Source organism: Nocardiopsis sp. SBT366 (assembly GCF_001083815.1).
GTDB classification, from domain to species: domain Bacteria; phylum Actinomycetota; class Actinomycetes; order Streptosporangiales; family Streptosporangiaceae; genus Nocardiopsis; species Nocardiopsis prasina.
In genome coordinates, this window is sequence record NZ_LAVM01000098.1 from 1 (window position 1) to 19,207 (window position 19,207).

Below are 19,207 nucleotides of genomic sequence, written 5' to 3' on the forward strand. Positions count from 1 at the left end.
CCTCCCCCACTCGAACCCGGGCGTCGACCCCCGCCCCGTGACCCCACCGGCATGAGGAAGGCCCGCGCCGGTCTGCGGCGCGGGCCTTCGTTCACGTTCCGGGCCGGGCCCGGTCACGCCGGGCCCCGCCTACAGGTTGGACTGCGCGAGGGTGCCGGTGGTCTGGGAACCGTCCATCTGGCCGATGAGGCAGAGGTACTCGCGGTCACCCATCTCCCAGCCCTCCTCCATCGGGAAGAGGCTCTGGATGTCCAGGACCGACTCCTCGTAGGCGGTGCCGACGAAGGCCGGGAAGGCGTCGTAGCAGTTCTCGTCGACCATCTCGATGACCTCGTCGCGGCCCGGGTAGTCGAGATCGCTGTCCAGGAAGCCGCCGTGGTAGACCTCCAGGTCGTGGGACTCGGAGCAGTCGACGATCGGCGCCGTGCTGACGGAGTCGTCGTACTCGACCTCCATCTCGTTCAGGCAGTCACCCACCGCCAGGGCGCTGACGTCCTGGTCCTCGGCGCCGAGGGGCTCCTCGGTCTCGGTCTCCTCGTCGTACTCGGACTCCTCCGCGGCCTCGGGGTCGATCGACTCGCCGGGTTCGTCACTGCCCCCGGACAGGGCGGGCGGCAGGAGCGGCAGGCCGCAACCGGACAGCGACAGGGCGGCGCCGGTGGCCAGGGCCGCGAGGGCGACTCGGCCAAGCAGGGGGCGGCGCGCTTCGGACAACATGACGACTCCACGGGGTATCTGGTTGCCCACCGACTCGGGAGGGGTATCGGCGGTACCTATCCAGACGCGTCCCGAGGTGAGAAGGTTTCGACTGATTCGGGAGTTCGTTTCCGCGGAGTCCGCCCTGACCAGGGGCGGGAGGGGGCGCGGGCACACGGAAAAGGGCCCTGGCCGGTGGAGACGAACTCCACCCACCAGGACCCTTCGCTGTGCGTCATCAGGGACTCGAACCCCGGACCCGCTGATTAAGAGTCAGCTGCTCTAACCAACTGAGCTAATGACGCCGGTCTCCGCTTCGAACCTCGCGGCTCTCTGCGGCAACAAGTTAACTCTACCCGAACTTTGGAGCGCCCGGGGCCGGAACGGGCCGATGTGCCCCAGAACACGAAGGAGACCCCGCGATCGGCCCACGACCTCACCGGGCACACGGAAAAGGGCCCTGGCCGGTGGAGACGAACTCCACCCACCAGGACCCTTCGCTGTGCGTCATCAGGGACTCGAACCCCGGACCCGCTGATTAAGAGTCAGCTGCTCTAACCAACTGAGCTAATGACGCCGGTCTCCGCTTCGAACCTCGCGGCTCTCTGCGGCAACAAGTTAACTCTACCCGAACTTTGGAGCGCCCGGGGCCGGAACGGGCCGATGTGCCCCAGAACACGAAGGAGACCCCGCGATCGGCCCACGACCTCACCGGGCACACGGAAAAGGGCCCTGGCCGGTGGAGACGAACTCCACCCACCAGGACCCTTCGCTGTGCGTCATCAGGGACTCGAACCCCGGACCCGCTGATTAAGAGTCAGCTGCTCTAACCAACTGAGCTAATGACGCCGGTCTCCGCTTCGGGCCTCACGGCTCTCTGCGGCAACGAGTTAACTCTAGCAGGACCACGGGGTGGCCGCGAACCGGTTCCGGACCGACCCCTGGTCGGCCCCGTCACATCGCGGCCCTGGCCCGGAAGGGCGAACCCACCGGGCACGGTTCGTACCGCTCCGACTAGAAGAAGGCCACGAACAGGGCGACGATGATGCCGACGGTCAGGGCGACACCGACGCCGGCGAGTACCAGCGGCAGGATCGGGCGGCGCGGAGCCTCCTCGGGCTCGGGGTTGTCGTCGACGAAACGGCGGAAGTGCTGGGTGGTTCCCGCCGGGTCCAGGTTGGGATCGTTGTTCTGCGTCATGGCCTTGACACTAGCGACTCATCTGACCGCTGAGCACCCCTTGAGCAAGATCCGGTCGATCTCACAACCCTCTCTTGGGATGACCGAAACCCGCACTTTTCGAAAGGCGCAGGTCACCAACGGCCGTCTCCGCCCTCCGATCCGTGTCCGAGGACTTCGCCTGGATGAAAGCCGACCGTAAGACGGATCGCCCAGACTCAGGCCCGGGGTTCCGGACCCGGTCGGTACTTCCCTGCGACCGTGCCCGCCCCCAGGGGCCCGGCGCGCAGGACCGCGGCCATCCGGGCCGTGGGCGAGACCGCGTGCGCCGGGTCCTCCCTCTCCACCAGACGCACCAGCTCCGACGCGGACCGTTCCGGGTGGGCGTCCAACCAGGCCACCGCCATCCGCAGGGACAGCGGGAGACAGCCCGCCAGCTCGGCCACGCGTCGCAGCGCCTGCGGCGTACAACGATCGGGGCCCAGCAGCGAGCGCAGCAGGATGACCGCGTGCTCCTCCGGCAGGGCGTCCACCGGCAGGGCGCGCAGACCGTCCCGGACCAGGAGGTCGGTGAGCCAGCTGCGGCTGGCCACGACGGCGCAGCTCCCCTGACCGCCCGGCAGCAGGGGCCGCACCTGGTGCGCGGTGGCGGCGTTGTCCAGCAGGATCAGCACCCGGCGCCCCGCCATCAGGGAACGGGCCCGGGCGGCTACCTCGTCGGGTTCGGGTGCGGGTCCGTCCGGCCCTCCGGCGTCCACCCTCCCGGCGGACAGCGAACGGACCAGGCGGCGCAGGACCTCCCCCGGCTGGCGCGGACTGCCGTCGGGGGCGCGCAGGTTCACGTACAGCTGCCCGTCCGGGAAGTGCGCCGCCACCGAGTGCGCCCAGCGCACGGCCAGGGCGCTGCTCCCCGCACCGGCCGGCCCCCGGACCAGGACGCTGCCGGGCACCTGCGAGCAGGGGTCGACGAGGCGGTCGAGCTCGGCCAGTGCGCCGGACCGGCCGACCAGGGTGCGGGGGGCGGAGGGGAGTTCGGCGGGCACGAGTCCCGGGCCGGGCCGGGCGGTGCGGCGGGCGGCGCAGGGCCGGGTCTCGTTGTGGGTGCGCGGGCGCGGCACGAGGGTGCCTGTGGCGGCGCCGACCACCGGACCACCGGCCACCGGGCGGGTGCCGAGCCGGGAGTCGAGGTCGCCGCGCAGGATGCCGTGGAAGGTCTCCTGGAGTTCGCGCCCGGGGTCGGCGCCCAGACGCTCGGACAGCACGCTCCGGGCCCTGGCGTAGACGCGCAGCGCCTCGCTCTGGCGGCCGGACCGGTAGAGGGCGATCATCTGGGCCCGGATGAGGGGTTCGCGTTCGGGGTGGTCGGCCACGAGGGAGCCGATGCGAGCGGCGACGTGTTCGTGCTCGCCCCGGGCCAGGGCGGCGTCGAACCCCCGCTCGGCCACGCGCAGGAGTTCCTCGTTCAGTCCGGGCACGTCCCGGGCGTGCAGGAGGGGCGCGGTGACGTCGCTCAGGACCGGGCCGCTCCACAGGGCCAGGGCCCGGCGCAGGAGGTCCGCGTGCGTGTCGGCCTCGCCCCGCGCGGCGGCGAGCTCGGCCTGTCGGGCCAGGGCGCGAAAGAGCAGGAGGTCCGAACGGTGCTCGTCGAGGTCGATCCGGTACCCGCCGTCCGCTCCCCGGATGAGCGGCGTGCCCAGGAGGGGTTCGAGGAGGGCGCGTGCGCGGGCCACGTGGACCTGGAGCGCGCCCTTGGCCGCCTGGCCCGGGGTGTCCCAGACCCGTTCGATGAGTTCGTCGGTGGACACGGTCCGGCCCGCGTTGAGCATCAGGGTGGCGAGGAGGGCGCGGCGGCGGTCGCCGCGCAGTCTCAGCGCGGCGCCGTCGACCTGGACGCAGAAGCGGCCGAGGAGACTGACGTGGAGCCCGTGGGCGGCGGGCTCGGGCGGGTTCCGGGGATCGACGGTCGCCGCGCCGCGTACCTCTGGCGGGTCGTACAGCGGCACGGCTTCATCCCCCCTGTGAGGCGGACACGGGTGTGTTGGGTGGGAACGTGCCGCCTCGCTTCCAAGGGTGCCGTCCGAGCTGGGATACCGCAATCAGAAGGGGTGCACTTGCCGCACGGCCCGTCCCTTGAAATCCTTGAATCTCCCGGTTTTTCCCGTCAGTGCGTTGACTCTGCACCACGACCGAAAGAAACTTTCCTCCATGGCGCAAATCCCGAAGCCGTCTGGCGGCCGTGGCGACGTCCCACCACCGCCGGTCCCCACGACGGTCCTGCGGATCAGGTCGTTGCTCCCCTCGTTGGCCCCGGCCGAGCAACGAGTGGCCCAGCGGGTCGTCGACGACCCCGAACGCGCCGCCGCGTCCTCCATCACCCAGCTGGCCAAGGACTGCGCGACCTCGGAGGCCACGGTCATCCGGTTCTGCCGCACGATCGACTTCAGCGGCTACCGCGAGCTGCGCCTGGCGCTGGCCACCGAGGCCGGGCAGGCCCGGGGCGCGCGCGGCAACACCGCCGAGCTGGCCAGTGACATCAACCCCGACGACACCCTCGTCACCGTCGTGCAGAAGATCGCCTACACCGACGCGCGCGCCGTCGAGGAGACCGGCGCCGCCATGGACGTGGAGGTGCTGCGCGCGGTCATCGACGCCATGTCGAACGCGCGCCGGATCGACGTCTACGGAGTGGGCGCGAGCGCGTTCGTCGGCGCGGACCTCCAGCAGAAGCTGCACCGGATCGGGCTGACCTCGTTCGCCTGGTCGGACGCGCACGTGATGCTGACCAGCGCGGCCCTCCTCGAGGCGAGCGACGTCGCGATCGGCATCTCGCACAGCGGGACCACCATCGACACCGTGGAGGCGCTGACCGAGGCGGGCAGACGCGGCGCCCGGACGGTGGCGATCACCAACTTCCCCCGGTCTCCGATCGGTTTCGCCGACCACGTGCTGACCACGGCGGCCAGGGAGACCATGTTCCGTTCGGGGGCCACGGCCTCCAGGCTGGCCCAGCTGACGGTGGTGGACTGCCTGTTCGTCGGGTTGGCCCAGATCCGCTACACGGACAGCAGGTCGGCCCTGGAGACCACCTACGAGGCGGTCCGCGGTCTTCGCCTGAGTGACGACCGCAGACGACGGCGCAACGACGCGTCCGCCACGAGGAACACCCCCGCTGGAAACGACGACTGACCCGCAGAGGGTGCGGGCCGAACAGGAGAGCGCAGTGCACGCTGGCACGGAGCAGGACCCCGGGAACTCCGGAGGATCAGACGGGCGGGCACCCAACGGTGAGGCCGTGATCGTGCGGGCGCCCACCGAGGCCCGCAACTCGGGAACCTACGACATCGACCTGCTTCCCGCGTTGGACGTGCTGCGGCAGATCAACGCGGAGGACACCACCGTCGCGGCCGCGGTGGCCACGGTGCTGCCGGAGCTGGCCCGGGCCGTGGAGCTGGGGGTGGCGGCTCTGGAGCGCGGCGCGGGCATCCACTACTTCGGCGCGGGCACCTCGGGACGGATCGCGGCGATGGACGCCGCCGAGCTGCCCCCGACCTACGGTGTCCCCCCGGAGTGGGTGGTGGCCCACCACGCGGGCGGCGGTGAGGCCCTCGTGCGCGCCGTGGAGGGGATCGAGGACGACTGGGAGTCCGGCCGGATCGACGCCGCGGCCGTCGCGCCGGGTTCCCTCGTGGTGGGTCTGGCCGCCAGCGGCCGCACCCCGTACGTGGGCGGTGCCCTGGAGGCGGCCCGTGAGCGGTCGGCCGCAACGGTGCTGATCAGCGCGAACCCGGACGCCCCCCTGGCCTCCGGTGCCGACGTGCACGTGGGGGTGTCCACCGGTGCCGAGGTGATCGCCGGTTCGACCCGGATGAAGGCGGGAACCGCACAGAAGCTGCTCCTCAACGCCTTCTCGACCGCCGTGATGGTGCGGATCGGGCGGACCTACTCGAACCTGATGGTGGGCGTGGACGCCACCAACGGCAAGCTGCGCGGACGCGTGGTGACCATCCTGGTGGAGGCGACCGGTCTGACCGAGGAGGCGTGCGCCGGAGCCCTCTCCGAGGCCGAGGGCGACACGCGGGTGGCCCTGGTGTCGTTGTTGGCCGAGGTGGACGCCACCACGGCCGCGAGGTCCCTGGAGAAGGCTCGCGGCCGGGTGCGGACCGCACTGGCGAACCTGGGCCTGCCCGGCCAGGAGACCCCCGGAGCCTAGGTCGCGGAAGCCCGATCCACGGCGTCCGCGTCACCCGGTTCGTCGAGTGTGGGACCCGCGAACGCGAGGGTGGAGCGAACGACGAGGGCCGGTACGCGCTCGGTGGCCCCGTACGCCCCGTACTTGCGGGGAAGGAGCGGGCGTCAACGCGCGCGGTTCAGGATGGTTGCCCCGTGCCCCGCGCTCGCGGGGGCGGGTCGGCGGGTTCGGGCCCGTGGGCACCGGGTGCGGTGTCCACGGGCCGGGGCCGGTTTCAGCCGTCCAGGGCGGCGCCGATCAGGCCCAGGGGCGGCGAGCCCAGCTGGAGCAGCGCGCGGTGGAAACGGGGCAGCGAGAACCCGCTCCCCCACTGCTCCCTCGCGCGCTCTCGCAGCGCCATGATCTCCAGTTTGCCCCAGGTGTAGCGGCCGTACGTGGGGTCGAAGGTGGCCCGTCCGGCCTCGGAGAGCGCCGCCGGTCCCTGCAACGGGGTGTCCTGGGAGAAGCGCGCGGCCGCCTGCTCCACCGTCATCGTTCCGGTGTGCATGCCGATGGCCACGGAGAGCCGGGTGACGCGGATGAGCGCCTCCAGCCACACACCGATCTCGTAGTGGTCGGCGGTCCATCCGGGGTCGCCGAGCCGCTCGGCGGCGTACGCGCCGAACCCCTCCTCCAGGCACATCTCCTCGGCGTAGTGGGCCCAGCCCTCGGCGAAGGTCATGGAGTGCAGGGCCCGGCGGACCTGGCTCGGTGCGCGGCGCAGGGCGCGGCCGTGGGAGAAGTGGCCGGGCGCGACCTCGTGGACGCTCACGGCGGGCAGGGTGGTGTGGCTGAACTGCTCCAGCCACTCGGCGGCCTCCCGCTCCGACAGTTCCGGGTCGGGCGGGGTGACGTAGTAGAAGGACGGGTTGTCCGTCTCCCATGGGCCGGACCAGGCCATCATCGCGGTGCCCCAGCGGAGCGCGGGCGGCGGCACGTCGATCCTGCACTCACCGTCGTTGAAGGGGGCCAGCTGGCGCTCCTCGGTGAAGTCGAGGCAGATCCGGGTCCATGTGCGGGCGGCGTCCAGGACGCCCTCGGCGTCGGGGTGCTGGCCGGTGAGTTCCCGGCTGAACTCCATCGGGTCGCGGCCGGGGGCCAGCCGCGCGGTGGCCTCGGCGAGTCCGGCGCGCAGACGGTCGCGTTCGGCGTCGGCCCGGGACGCCAGGGAGTCGAGGTCGACCTCCATGGCCTCTCCGACGCCCATCAGGCGACTCAGCGCCTCGGCTCCCAGCGACGCGCTCTCCGGGCCGTGTTCCGCCGCGTGCTCGACGTGGGTGAGCAGGCGCGCGTGCGCGGCCAGGGCGTCGCGGCGCGCGTCCTCGGGGAGGCCGTCGGGGAGGTCGGCCAGGCCCCGGACCGGCCCGAGCAGGGACCGGGCGACGGGAGCGCTGAGCCGGTCCAGGGCGGCGACGGCGTTGTCAGCCAGGGTCGGCCACAGACGCAGGTGCTCGATCCGCGCGGCGAAGCGTTCGGCCTCGGGGGCGTACGCGCGTTCGTAGCTGGACAGGTCCATCTCGCCCACGTGGTGGAGCGGGTTGGTGCGGTGCGTCTCGAGTTCGCCCAGTTCGTGGCGGAGACCGTTCTCGAAGGCGGTCAGGTGGGCCTCGTCGTAGGGGTCATCCAAGGGCTCTCCGCCGAGCCGGGCCAGGGCGGCGCTCACCCCGTCCGGGGAGAGGTCTGCGGCCCTGCCGTCGTACTCGTGCATCCCCGCGCCCTCGCGCAGGGACGCGGGCATGAGGTCGGCGATGGCCCGCAGTCTCGGGAGGAGTTCGTCGTGGGGTTCGTGCGACTGTTCGGACATGCGGCGACTCTAACCCGCACGTCCGGTCTCCCACAGGTGGGTTTCCGGGGACGCGGTTCCGGAACTCCGTTCGTCCGCCGTGCGTCTCCCCTGGTGTGACGACCTCCGCGACACCCAGCCCCGCCGAGAACAGCGATCCGGACAGCGGAAGGCGGCTCCGGCGCCGCCTGGCGCTGCTGGCCGTCTCCCTGGTGCTGCTGGGGTGTGTCCCGTTCCTGTGGGTGCTGACCTCCACCGGTAACCAGCGGCACTCCGTCGACTCCGTGCCCGAGCGGCCCGTGGCCATCGTCCTGGGCGCCGGAGTCCGTCCCGACGGCCTGCCGAGCTACCTGTTGGCCCAGCGGCTCGACCTGGCTGTGGAGCTCTACGAGGCCGGGAGCGTCCAGGCGGTCCTGGTGACCGGCGACAACGGGGTCGAGCACTACAACGAGACCGACACGATGCGCGACCACCTCGTGGCGGCCGGCGTCCCGGAGGACAGGGTGGTGGGTGACCACGCCGGGTTCTCCACCTGGGACTCCTGCGCCCGGGCCAGAGAGGTGTTCGGTGTGGAGGAGGCCACGGTCGTCACCCAGGAGTTCCATCTGCCGCGCGCCGTGCGCCTGTGCCGCGCGGCGGGTATCGACACGGTCGGTGTGGGCGGGGCCAGCATGGACCAGCGCGCCTTCGCCACGGTCTACGGCTGGGCCCGCGAGGTTCCGGCGGCGGTGGCGGCCCTGGGCACCGTGGTCCTGCGGCCCGACCCCCGCTTCCTCGGCGACTACGAGACCGGGGTGGACGACGCCCTCGCCCTGGAGTCCACCCCCTGAGACGCGAACCCGCTCCCGGTGTCCGGGAGCGGGTTCGGCGGCCGTGGCTCGACGGGGTCGGGCTCAGCGGCCCCCGCCGAAGAGTCGACCGAACAGGCCGGTGGGGGCCTCCGGGGCCTGCTGCTGCGGCGCGGCCTCCTGCGGCTCCTCCGCCTCGGGCTCGGGCTCCACGCCGACCAGGGCGCAGTACTCCTCCGCGTTGTCGGGCAGCGCCCAGGCGCGCAGGGTCTGCGTGAACTCCTCGTCCTCCCACGCCGATGCGGGCAGCTCCGCGATGGCCCACAGGACCTTCAGGGTCTCCTCGTCGTAGTCGGCCTGGGCGTGCTCCTCAACGGTGTACCCCTTGGAGCGCGGGCCCAGGACCAGCTCCAGACCGGCCCCGGTGACCAGGGCACGGGACTCGTCCTCACCCTTGAGCAGGCCGGACAGGATGTCCAGGCGCAGGCGACGGGCGCGGTCACCGGCGCGACCCAGCGCCAGGAAGCCCAGGACCTGGGGGGAACGCTGTCCGCAGTGCGGCCACGACTCGTTGAAAAGGCCCTCGTAGCCCAGGGTCGTGCCGCCGCCGCGACCGACGCGGCGCAGCCCCTCCCTGGGGGTGTTCTCCCCGTGGATCAGCACCAGCGCCACGGAGGCGGCGAAGGAGTTGTACAGGTTGCCGCCGGCCATCTGGTGGGTGAGGCCGATGGTGGTGTCCACGTCCCCCGGGTCCGCGACCTGACCGAGGGCGAACAGCTCGGCGGGCAGCGGCTCGCCGCTGTCGAGGCCCTGCGTCATGATCTCGCGCATCGACGTGGGGGCCTTGGGTGCGGGGCGCAGGTCCTTGGCGAGGAGCATCTGGGAGGCGCCGGTGATCTCGGCGGAGATCCGCTCGGCCTCGGCGGGGAGGAAGCCCAACAGGTAGCTGACCCACTCCCCCGCGCGGTCGAGGCCGCCGCGGTTGGTGCCGCCCTGGAGGAGGGTGACCAGGTCGGGGACCCGGGCCAGGACCGCCTCGTAGGTGTTCAGTTCGGCCAGGAGCAGCTCGGCGCCGTCGTCGGCCTCCATCACGGCCAGGCGGTTGCGCATCCGGTGGAAGTGCTGCTCGTCGGGGGCCTCCTCCATCCAGGCGCGGTACTGTTCGCGGACCTTCGCGGCGTCGTTGGAGACGGCCCAGGCCACCTCGTCGCGCCACTGGTCGAGGTCACGGTGCTGGGGGAAGCGGTCCTCCGCGTGGGCGCTGACGAGTTCGAGGAGAAGGCTCAGGGGGCGCCACCGGTCGGTGGGCAGGGTCTCCTCGGCGGTCGCGATGTCGACCAGACGGTCCACGACCTTGGGGGCGGCCCGGTGGCCGGGGGCGGGGAAGTGGATGAGGTCGTGGAGGTCGGACAGGGCGCTGTCGCTGACCGCGACCTGTTCGAGCAGCTCGGGGACGCGCTCACCGCCCTCGGGGACCAGAGCGGCCCAGTCCGTGTCCGCCGTGTTGTCGTGTGGTTCGTTTCCGGTGGTCGCGTTCATGTGCCGATTATCCCGGCTTGGCGCCCGCGCGCGAATCGGCGCCCGGAGTCGTGCTTGTCACCGGCTGCCGGGGAACTCCTCGCCGTGTGCGCGGGGAGCCTGGGGGTCCGAGTCTGTGAGCTCACCGTGGAGGGGTTCGGGGCGCAGTACGGCGTCCTTCAGGGCCTTGCCCGCGGCGCCGACCTCACGCGCGTAGCCGATGAGCGTGGACCGGCGGCGCGCCCCGAGGCTGGGATCGCCCACTCCCACGGCGTCGATCCCGGCGGCGCGTGCCAGGGAGACGGTGCGCGGGAGGTGGAAGGACTGCGTGACCATGGTCGCGGCGTCCACGCCGTAGAGCCCGCGCATCCGCACGCAGGTGTCCCAGGTGCGGTAGCCGAACGGGTCGGCCGTCACCAGGTCGGCGGGGACCCCTTGGGCCACGAGGTAGTCGGTCATGGTGTCGGTCTCGCAGCGGGAGACCTCGCGGTTGTCTCCGGAGACGATGACGCGGTCGACCCTCCCGGCCTCCACCAGTCGGACGGCGAGGTCCAGGCGGCGGGCGAGCAGCGGGGAGGGGCCGTCGGACCAGGCCGCGGCGCCGAGCACCACCGCGACGGGCCGGTGCGGCACGGAGTCGACGGTGCGCCGTCGGCGCGCGCTCGCGAGGTAGGTCCAGGCGAAGGGTGCCAGTGCGAGGGCACACACGCCCGCCAGGCTCGCCGCGATCCAGATGCCCACAGCCCCGAGTCCTCCCGCTCCCCGCACGGCCCCTGCCGCGCGGCCACACCATCATGGCGCACGGCGGGGGCGGGCGGCCCGGGTGTCGGGGCTCCCGGGTCACCCGAAGATGTCGGTCCAGCCGCCTGACCTCTTGTGACGCACCTTGAGACTGCCGCCCTGGTTCTTGCCGGTGATGACGAAGTGCGGGGCGCCGTGGCGGGCGATGGAGTCGACGTCCGAACGCTGACTGCCGAACCACGAGGTCTCGAGGTTGACCTCGGCCGTGGCGCCCTCGGGGATGATCAGGTCTCCGGAGCCCCAGGAGACGTCCAGCCAGATCTCCGTGACGGGTGCGGTCAGGCGGGCCTCACGGAAGTCGAGTTTGGCCTCGCCGAACCGCACGTTCACCTCGACCCGTTGCGGAACGGTCCACTCCTTCTTGCGCACGACGGAGTCGCCCTGGCCCGTGAGGTACAGCGTCTGCCCTCCCGAGGAGGGCGGGCTCGGGACCTGGGGTGTGAGCGCGCCGGGGCGGCTCGGTCCGGCGGGCGCGGGGCCGCCGAAGCCGCCGGCCCCGGCGGGCAGGTCGGCCACGATCGGCTGGATGTCGGCGTAGGTCTTGGCTGTGTAGACGGCGTCGAGGCGTTCGTCCAGCTCATCAAGGCCCAGCCGTCCCTCGCCCGCGGCCTCGCGCAGGATCTCGGCGACCTGGTCGCGTTCGGTGTCCGAGATACGCAGGTGGTTCTTGTCGTTGGGGGCCACGTGCTCGTCCCGCTCCTTCCGCCCGGTTTGTCACCACCAACGTTAGAGCATGCTCCGCGCTCCGCGCCTCAGTGGACGGCGTGACCGCGGCGCTCGGGCCTGGGTGGTCACGCGTGGGGGTCGGAATGTCACACCCGGGCGGCAGGATGCGTCTCGGAGTTCCAGGACGCCGGGTGGTTGACCGGGCCGACTGTTGGAGGAGGTGCCACGTGGAGCCCGGCGAGCGCACGGAGTCCCGTCGTCGTGGGCCTCGTCCCGGAGCGGCGGGCACGGCCGGACCGGCGCTGGCCCGCGAGGAGGGGGATGCCATGGGGAGCAAGCGCACGGGCGGGGGGACACCCCGGGGCCCGGGAGACGGGGCGAGCGGTGCTCGGGCCCGACCGCGACGGGAGGAGGAAGGGATCAGGTGCGCGAAGCATCCCGGGAGGAAACCGGTCCGTCACCTCGATGTCCGAGGCCTTCGCCGCAGTCCGGCTTTCGGCGCTGCCAGGGCTTTGGGGAGGCCGGGGACGGGGTACCGCTTCTCTAGTGGTGGTTGGGGTCCCCGCTCACCGGAGCGGTCGGCGGCCGCACACGCTGCGCGGGCCGACGACCTCGCCCTCCGGGTGGTTGAGGACTCTGCCGGGGTAGGACGGACCCCGGCAGAGTCCTGAACCACGCGTTGTGCGCCCCGGGTCCGTACACGATCTCGCACCGCACGGTCCTCCGCACAGAGAGTGTCCGATACCGGCCAGAGTGTGAGCCCGAGGCCGTCGACCTCTCATGTTTGACGGACTCTTCCCTCCTCTGGCCCATTCCGGTTTTCGGTCACCCTGTTCTCGCGCATCCGACCACTCCCACGCCTCCAACCCTCCCCAGGGGGAACAGCGAAGCACGCTCTCGGATCACGGGTTTCGGACCACTACACAACCCCACTTTCGGACATCGCTCACCGTCGAGGAATCGCAGGTCAGCCGAGGCCACTTCGACAGCCACGCAGAGGTTCCGGAAAGCCATCGAACTCCCTTACGCAAACACCTATCTGACCTGCATGTACGAGACGACCCAGGCCTCCCGGAAAGCGGTCGTGAATCCGCCCTCAGGCGGCGTTTGCCCAAATTCCGCCGCGAGCATGTCTCAGGTGAGAGCGAAGCCCACCGGCTTCCTCGAACGACACCATCCGCTCCGACCGTCCACCAGAGCCACCACCAGGTCGAAGACCGGAGGAATCCACCACGTGTCCGCCCTTGCGATCGCCCCGACGTTTCTCAGCGACTTCAGCCGCCTCACGCCCGAGGTCCAGCTCGACACCCTGGCCGTGATGCGCGCCTACCAGGCCGGTGACCACCCGGGAACGGAGTCCGTCCCGGGCGCCGCCGACCCCCGGGTCCGGGTCGTCAGCATCGCCCCCGACTGGTCCGGCGTCATCGTCCCCGACCCCGACGCCGGGACCGAACCGACCGAGGACACCGGCACCGGCACCGACGCCGATGCCGACGACACCACCTACCGGCTGCTCACCGTGCGCCCGCGCGACGAGGCCCTGCGCTACGCCCGGAGCCTGCGCCCGCACGCCCCCGCCAGCCTCACCGAGGTCGGAGCCGTGGGCGTCGACCCCACCCCCGTCGGCCCGCCCGAACTCGCCGGGGCGCTCGGCTCACCGTTCTCCCAGTGGCGGATCACCCTGCACCCGGACCAGCACCGGGTCACCGAGGCCCACTTCAGGGGATCGGCTCAGGTCACCGGCGGCCCCGGGACCGGCAAGACCGTCATGGCCCTCTACCGCGCGGCCCACCTGGCCGAGCTGGACGCCGCCGCCCACCCCGAGGACCAGCGCGAGTCGATCCTGCTCACCTCCTACAACCGAGCCCTGGCCCAGTCCCTGTCCGAGCGACTCGACCAGCTGCTCCCCGATCCGGGCACGCGTTCCCGGGTCAGGGTCGCCACCATCGACAGCCTGGCCCGGTCGATCGTCCAGTCACACACCAGCGTGGCCCCGCGCATGGCGAGCCGGGACGAGCTGGCCCAGCGCTGGCGGGCGGTGGCGCTCGCCGACGGCCTCCCCTTCTCCGGGCGCTTCCTCGTGGACGAGTGGGAGCAGGTGATCCTGGCCAAGGGCCTCGAGCTGCTCCCCGACTACATTCGCTGCGAGCGCAGCGGCCGGGTCCAGCACCTGGCGCCCGAGCACCGGCGGCAGGTGTGGGAGACGGTCCGGCGCTACGTGGGCGCGATGCGCGTGGAGGGCCTGTGGTCCTTCCCGCAGCTGGCCGGTGAGGCCGCCCGCCTGGTGGGCCGCTCCGGTCCGCTGTACCGGCACGTGGTGGTCGACGAGGCCCAGGACCTGCACCCGGCGCAGTGGCGGATGCTGCGCGCCGCCGTCCCGGAGGGCCCCGACGACCTGTTCATCGTGGGCGACCCGAACCAGCGGGTCTCCGACAACCGGGTGTCACTGGCCTCGTTGGGGATCAACGTGCGCGGCCGGGGCCATCGGCTGCGGGTCAGCTACCGGGTGACCCAGGAGATCCTGGACTGGAGCATGCCGATCCTGGGCCGACGGTCGGCCCTGGGGATGGACGACGACGCCGACACCCTGGCCGGTTACCGTTCGCTGCTGCGCGGCCCCGCCCCGGTGGTGCGCGGCTGTGAGAACCGCACCGAGGAGCTCGACGCCCTGGGCGAGTGGGTGCGGGTGTGGCTGGAGGCCGGGGTGAACCCCTCCGAGATCGCCGTGGCCGGTCGCAACCAGTGGGTCGTGCGCGGTGTGACCAAGGAACTGGAGGCCCGTGGCGTGCGGACCACCCCGTTGGAGGGAGCCGCCGACACCTCCGCGGTCCGGGTCGGCACGATGCACGGGATGAAGGGCCAGGAGTTCCGCTGTGTCGCGCTGGTCGGCGTGAGTGACCACCTGCTTCCGCCCAAGGCCGCGCTGGAGGCGGCCGACGGCGACCAGGTGGCCCTGGAGCACGCCCGCCAGCAGGAGCGCACTCTGTTGTTCGTGGCCTGCACCCGGGCCCGCGACGCCCTCTACGTGTCGCACGTGGGCCAGCCCAGCCGTCTGATCTCGGAGAACTGGTGAACCGGGGGCCGGTCAGCTGATCCTCCGCCGCTGAGGCCCTGAACGGGCGGGCGCCCCCGGTGGGTGACCCGCCCTTCGGGGCGCACGGGAACGGGGGCGCCGCGGTCGCGGCGCCCCCGTCGGGCGCTGCCGGTCCCCTCGTCCCGACCGGGGCGGCTAGCCGCCGTACCGGCCGTTCAGGTCGGGGATGGTCATCGTGTCGGTGTAGGCCATCGGGTTGTCCACGTCCACGTCGGTGAGGTACATGACCGGGAGCAGGAGCGGTGGGGGGAAGTCCGGCGTGAAGGTCAGCGGAATGCCGAGCAGCCGGATGTGCATGCGGGTCACGTGCATCTCCACGTCCCCGGTCATGTTCATGGTGGGCAGCCCGAGGCTCCGGCGGGTGCCGAGGTCGTCGAACCACAGCTCGCCGCCCCGGACGTCGCCGCTGCTCATGGTGAGGCGGATGTAGCGCTGGGGCCCGTCCTCGGTGGGGCACTCCACGACGCCCCGGTAGCGGGCGCCGTACATGGCGAGGCTGTCGGCGGTGAGGCCGGAGTCCCGGACCGACCCCCGGAAGCAGTCGTAGTCGGAGTCCACCACGACCTCCGGGTACAGTCCCTCGTCCCGGGCGGCCTGACAGACCAGCACCGCCGCGAGGAGGTCCTCCTCGTCCTCGATGAGCGCGGCCTCGCCGACGCGCGGCTCGCAGTCCTCGGCGTCGCCCTCCTCCGGTTCGGTCTCCTCTTCCTCCTCGTCGGTGCCGTCCTCGGGGTCGCCGGTCTCGGAGTCCTCGTCGGCCGGCTCCTCCGTGGGGTCGTCCCCGGGGTCGGTGCCGCCGGGCCGCTCGGTGGGCTCGTCCGAGGGTTCCTCAGAGGGCTGTTCCTCGGTCTGTTCCCTGTCGTCGCCGGGGAGCAGCCAGTCCCAGGGCCAGCCCAGGGTGGGGGCGGGCGCCGAGGCGATCGTGACGGCGGCGGCGAGGGGCAGGGCGACGGCGGCCAGGTAGCGCGGGTGGTCCCGCGGTTCGGTCCGGTCGACGGTCTCGGTCAGCGCGCGGTCCCGGCCGGGCCCCTCTGTACGGGCCCCGGTGTCCTCGGTCCCGCTGGCGGTGTCGGTGGCGGTGTCGGCGTCGGTTCCCTGGGGATCGGTCTCCTCGTCCTCCTCGGTGTCGGCCCCGGTCTCGTCGGACGCGGGCGGCCGGGCACTCCGGCGTCGACGGGGAGGTCGCCGTACCTCGGGGGACCACGCGAACACCAGGGACCCGCCGACGATGCCGAGCAGCATGCCGATCACGAACCCGCCGAAGTTGGAGGTCGGGAACGACACGAGCGCGAGCATGAGCCCGACCAGGCCGAAGAACACGTGCTGCGCGGGCTGGAGCCAGCTCAGCACGCCGAGCGAGATCAGCAGGAACGCGATGAGGGGGCCGTAGACCCCGGCGATGCCCGCGTAGATGACCAGGTCGATCGGCAGGACCAGGCTCTGCGCGGCCGGTGCGACCAGCAGCTCGATCCCGGCCGCGACGAGCAGGAAGCCGCCCCAGAACGGTCGGCTCCGTCGCCAGCCACGGAACCATCCCCACGCAGAGCGGATCAGCGTCAGTGCGTGCGCCATGGGCTCAGAAGCACTCGTGGTTGCCGGGCTTGATCGCCAGGTTCAGCCCGGTGAGGCGCAGCGAGCCGGAGCTCACCGCCCACGTGGTCATCCGCATCTCCGAGACGGTGATGGTGTCGGCCTGGAGACCGAATCCACCGGTGGGCCCCTGACCACCCTCCGCCTTGTCCAGAGTGCTGGCGTCCCGGCCGATCTCGATGGCACCGAACTCGGCGTTGCCCTGGAGCTGTTCGATGTCGATGACGAGGTTGGTGCCCTCGACCGGGTTGCTGGCCCCGGCGTTGATGACGAGGGTGGCCTCACCGATGGGCAGGTCCCACAGGGAGGACATGCACAGGTTCTCCAGCTCGGCGTTGTTCACGGTGGACAGGCCGACGGCGCGGGCGGAGCCGTCGACCGAGTTGGCGACGTCGCCGTACTGGCTGAACCCGGTTCCGGAGAGTGAGTCCGCGGACATCTTGAAGCTGTCCCCGGAGACCGCGAAGGAGGCGGCGAGCAGGCCCTGGGTGGTCATCGCGCCGAGGACGCCGGCCGCCAGGAACCCCGGCACGGCCACGAGGGCGAACCTGCGCCAGCGCGTTCCACCACTGCCTTCGTGCTGTTCGGACGCGTCCTGCGGCGCCTCGGGCACCTCTTCGGGGGCCTTGGGCATGTGAACCTCCAGTGATCCGCCGCCGGGGGAAGCGGCGAGGGGGAGCGATACTTGCGCCGAAGCACGCCTCGTGTGTTATATGGAACACACCTTACTCGGCGGTAGTGACGAACATTACAATATCGAATGTCACATTTCTAGTTGGCGCATTCATCGTTGCGGACTCGTATCCGGCGCAATACGGGCCCCGCATCCGACCTGGAGAGAGACCCGAGACATGTCCCCTCAGCGCACGGAAGCCCCCGCCGAAGCACCACCGCACCGCACCCAGGACCCCTTCGACTACGACGTGGTGGTGATCGGCTCCGGCTTCGGAGGGTCGGTCAGTGCCCTACGCCTCACCGAGAAGGGTTACCGCGTCGGCGTCCTGGAGGCGGGCCGACGATTCACACCCGAGACCCTGCCGTCGTCATCCTGGGACGTGCGGAACTTCCTCTGGGCCCCGGGCGCCGGACTGTACGGAATCCAGCGCATCCACCTCCTGCGGGACGTGATGATCCTGGCCGGAGCGGGTGTCGGCGGCGGTTCGCTCAACTACGCGAACACGCTGTACCACCCGATGGACGCCTTCTTCGAGGACCCGCAGTGGCGCCACATCACCGACTGGAAGTCGGAGCTGGCGCCCTTCTACGACCAGGCCCGCCGCATGCTCGGCGTCCGCACCAACCCCACCGTCACCCCCTCGGACGTGCACCTCAAGGCGGTCGCCGAAGAGATGGGAGTCGGTGACACCTTCCGCCTCACCCCGGTCGGCGTGTGCTTCGGCGACGGGCAGGACGGTGACGGCGCCAAGGCGGCCCCCGGCGCGTCCGTCGGCGACCCCTACTTCGGTGGCGCGGGCCCCGACCGCCGGGCCTGCACGGAGTGCGGTGAGTGCATGACCGGCTGCCGACACGGCGCCAAGAACACCCTCACCGAGAACTACCTCCACTTCGCGGAGCGCGGCGGCGCCGAGGTACACCCGCTGACCACCGTCGAACGCCTGCGCGAGCGCCCCGAGTCCCAGGGCGGCGGCTACGCGGTGGACACCCTGCGCACCGGCGCACCGAGGCGCCGCTCCAACGCCCGGACCTTCACCGCCCGCCAGGTCGTGGTCGCGGCCGGGACCTACAACACCCAGTCCCTCCTGCACCGGATGCGCTCCGACGGGCTCCTCCCCCGGCTGTCCGAGAAACTGGGCACCCTGACCCGGACCAACTCCGAGGCGCTGGTCGGCGCCATGAGCAAGCAGGTGCCGCCGCCGGAGGACCTCACCCACGGCGTGGCGATCACCTCCTCCATCCACCCGGACGCGAACACCCACATCGAGCCCGTCCGCTACGGCAAGGGCTCCAACGCGATGGGCCTGCTCACCGCGATCCAGGTTCCGGGCGGCGGTTCCATCCCGCGCTGGCTGCGCTTCCTCGGCCTGGCCGCGCGCCACCCGACCGTGTTCCTGCGCAGCTTCTCCAACCGGCGCTGGTCCGAGCGGATCATCATCGGGCTGGTCATGCAGTCTCTGGACAACTCGCTGACCACCTCGGTCAGGCGGGGGTTGCTGGGCGGCAGGAGGAAGCTCACCTCCCGGCAGGGCCACGGCGAGCCCAACCCGACCTGGATCCCCGCGGGTCAGGAGGTGGCCACCCGGTTGGCCGACCGGATCGACGGCCACGCGGGCGGCACGGTCGGGGACATCTTCAACATCCCGATGACCGCCCACTTCCTGGGCGGCTGCCCGATCGGCGACAGCGCCGAGACCGGGGTCATCGATCCCTACCACCGGCTCTACGGGCACCCCGGCCTGCACGTGGTGGACGGTTCGGCGGTCACCGCGAACCTGGGCGTGAACCCGTCCCTGACCATCACGGCCCAGGCCGAGCGGGCGATGTCGATGTGGCCGAACAAGGGCGAGGAGGACGCCCGCCCGGCGTCGGGCGAGGGATACCGGAGCGTCCGTCCGGTCTTCCCGAAGACCCCGGCGGTCCCGAGCGGCGCCTTCGCCGAACTGCGCTTCACGACGTCGCTTCCCCTGACCGTGGTCGACGGCACGACCGTCCCCGCTCCCGAAGCCGCGAAGGCCAACGACTGACGGACCGGCCCCGTGCGCGAACGGGCCCGGACACCTGCTCTGGTGTCCGGGCCCGTGGTTCGTGTGGAGGGGGATGGTGGGGATCCGGCTGGCGGTCCGGGTGTGGGGCCAACCGGCGCTGGTCCGAGCGGATCATCATCGGGCTGGTCATGCAGTCTCTGG

14 protein-coding genes and 3 tRNA genes are annotated in these 19,207 nt (G+C 71.8%); 5 read left to right on the forward strand and 12 right to left on the reverse strand.

From position 1 onward, the window contains the following. Positions 1-129: 129 nt before the first annotated feature. The 6 genes from ADX84_RS22315 to ADX84_RS27045 form a co-directional block, all read right to left on the reverse strand. On the reverse strand, positions 130-717 hold the full coding sequence (locus ADX84_RS22315) for a septum formation family protein (RefSeq protein ID WP_049578764.1): 588 nt from the start codon (positions 715-717) through the stop codon (positions 130-132). 210 nt (positions 718-927) lie between these two features. Continuing rightward, positions 928-1,001, reverse strand: a tRNA-Lys gene (locus ADX84_RS22320). A gap of 198 nt (positions 1,002-1,199) precedes the next feature. After that, a tRNA-Lys gene (locus ADX84_RS22325) sits at positions 1,200-1,273 on the reverse strand. 198 nt (positions 1,274-1,471) lie between these two features. Further along, a tRNA-Lys gene (locus ADX84_RS22330) sits at positions 1,472-1,545 on the reverse strand. Between the two features lie 165 nt (positions 1,546-1,710). After that, entirely contained in the window at positions 1,711-1,896 is a 186-nt protein-coding gene (locus ADX84_RS22335) for a hypothetical protein (protein ID WP_049578766.1), read from the reverse strand. Positions 1,897-2,093: 197 nt separating this feature from the next. Then, positions 2,094-3,878, reverse strand: coding sequence for an AfsR/SARP family transcriptional regulator (locus ADX84_RS27045; RefSeq protein ID WP_082206711.1), 1,785 nt, complete (start codon positions 3,876-3,878; stop codon positions 2,094-2,096). A gap of 202 nt (positions 3,879-4,080) precedes the next feature. Here ADX84_RS27045 and ADX84_RS22345 point away from each other — a divergent pair, with 202 nt between their 5' ends. Together ADX84_RS22345 and ADX84_RS22350 are read left to right on the forward strand one after the other, a co-directional pair. Further along, positions 4,081-5,061, forward strand: a complete 981-nt coding sequence (locus ADX84_RS22345) for a MurR/RpiR family transcriptional regulator (RefSeq protein WP_049578768.1) — start codon at positions 4,081-4,083, stop codon at positions 5,059-5,061. A 10-nt stretch (positions 5,062-5,071) separates the two neighbouring features. After that, positions 5,072-6,085: an N-acetylmuramic acid 6-phosphate etherase gene (locus tag ADX84_RS22350; protein WP_199776670.1), complete on the forward strand. Its 1,014-nt coding sequence runs from the start codon at positions 5,072-5,074 to the stop codon at positions 6,083-6,085. Positions 6,086-6,338: 253 nt separating this feature from the next. Here ADX84_RS22350 and ADX84_RS22355 read toward each other — a convergent pair whose 3' ends face one another. Beyond that, positions 6,339-7,907 (reverse strand): DUF885 family protein, encoded by a 1,569-nt coding sequence (locus tag ADX84_RS22355; protein ID WP_049578772.1) that lies wholly within the window; start codon positions 7,905-7,907, stop codon positions 6,339-6,341. Between the two features lie 95 nt (positions 7,908-8,002). On the opposite strand from ADX84_RS22355, the gene ADX84_RS22360 reads away from it, so the two are divergent. Then, positions 8,003-8,716 (forward strand): vancomycin high temperature exclusion protein, encoded by a 714-nt coding sequence (locus ADX84_RS22360; protein ID WP_049578775.1) that lies wholly within the window; start codon positions 8,003-8,005, stop codon positions 8,714-8,716. A gap of 63 nt (positions 8,717-8,779) precedes the next feature. Here ADX84_RS22360 and ADX84_RS22365 read toward each other — a convergent pair whose 3' ends face one another. The 3 genes from ADX84_RS22365 to ADX84_RS22375 all read right to left on the reverse strand — a co-directional run bounded on the left by ADX84_RS22365 (position 8,780) and on the right by ADX84_RS22375 (position 11,677). After that, positions 8,780-10,213, reverse strand: a complete 1,434-nt coding sequence (locus ADX84_RS22365) for a hypothetical protein (protein WP_049578777.1) — start codon at positions 10,211-10,213, stop codon at positions 8,780-8,782. A gap of 57 nt (positions 10,214-10,270) precedes the next feature. Beyond that, positions 10,271-10,933, reverse strand: coding sequence for a vancomycin high temperature exclusion protein (locus ADX84_RS22370; protein WP_049578779.1), 663 nt, complete (start codon positions 10,931-10,933; stop codon positions 10,271-10,273). 99 nt (positions 10,934-11,032) lie between these two features. After that, entirely contained in the window at positions 11,033-11,677 is a 645-nt protein-coding gene (locus ADX84_RS22375) for a DUF1707 domain-containing protein (protein WP_049578781.1), read from the reverse strand. A 1,216-nt stretch (positions 11,678-12,893) separates the two neighbouring features. Here ADX84_RS22375 and ADX84_RS22380 point away from each other — a divergent pair. Then, positions 12,894-14,732, forward strand: coding sequence for a UvrD-helicase domain-containing protein (locus tag ADX84_RS22380; protein ID WP_049578785.1), 1,839 nt, complete (start codon positions 12,894-12,896; stop codon positions 14,730-14,732). Positions 14,733-14,888: 156 nt separating this feature from the next. On the opposite strand, the gene ADX84_RS22385 is transcribed toward ADX84_RS22380, so the two are convergent. Then, positions 14,889-16,325: a DUF6114 domain-containing protein gene (locus ADX84_RS22385; protein WP_049578787.1), complete on the reverse strand. Its 1,437-nt coding sequence runs from the start codon at positions 16,323-16,325 to the stop codon at positions 14,889-14,891. Between the two features lie 4 nt (positions 16,326-16,329). Next, positions 16,330-16,977, reverse strand: a complete 648-nt coding sequence (locus ADX84_RS22390; RefSeq protein WP_049578789.1) for a DUF6230 family protein — start codon at positions 16,975-16,977, stop codon at positions 16,330-16,332. A 217-nt stretch (positions 16,978-17,194) separates the two neighbouring features. Here ADX84_RS22390 and ADX84_RS22395 point away from each other — a divergent pair, with 217 nt between their 5' ends. Continuing rightward, positions 17,195-19,045, forward strand: a complete 1,851-nt coding sequence (locus ADX84_RS22395) for a GMC oxidoreductase (protein ID WP_049578791.1) — start codon at positions 17,195-17,197, stop codon at positions 19,043-19,045. The last annotated feature ends 162 nt before the right edge of the window (positions 19,046-19,207 follow it).

Coding starts and splice junctions, on each gene's coding strand:
- ADX84_RS22315 (WP_049578764.1), bottom strand. CDS start 717: ATGTTGTCCGAAGCGCGCCGCCCCCTGCTTGGCCGAGTCGCCCTCGCG.
- ADX84_RS22335 (WP_049578766.1), bottom strand. CDS start 1,896: ATGACGCAGAACAACGATCCCAACCTGGACCCGGCGGGAACCACCCAG.
- ADX84_RS22345 (WP_049578768.1), top strand. CDS start 4,081: ATGGCGCAAATCCCGAAGCCGTCTGGCGGCCGTGGCGACGTCCCACCA.
- ADX84_RS22355 (WP_049578772.1), bottom strand. CDS start 7,907: ATGTCCGAACAGTCGCACGAACCCCACGACGAACTCCTCCCGAGACTG.
- ADX84_RS22365 (WP_049578777.1), bottom strand. CDS start 10,213: ATGAACGCGACCACCGGAAACGAACCACACGACAACACGGCGGACACG.
- ADX84_RS22385 (WP_049578787.1), bottom strand. CDS start 16,325: ATGGCGCACGCACTGACGCTGATCCGCTCTGCGTGGGGATGGTTCCGT.
- ADX84_RS22390 (WP_049578789.1), bottom strand. CDS start 16,977: ATGCCCAAGGCCCCCGAAGAGGTGCCCGAGGCGCCGCAGGACGCGTCC.
- ADX84_RS22395 (WP_049578791.1), top strand. CDS start 17,195: ATGTCCCCTCAGCGCACGGAAGCCCCCGCCGAAGCACCACCGCACCGC.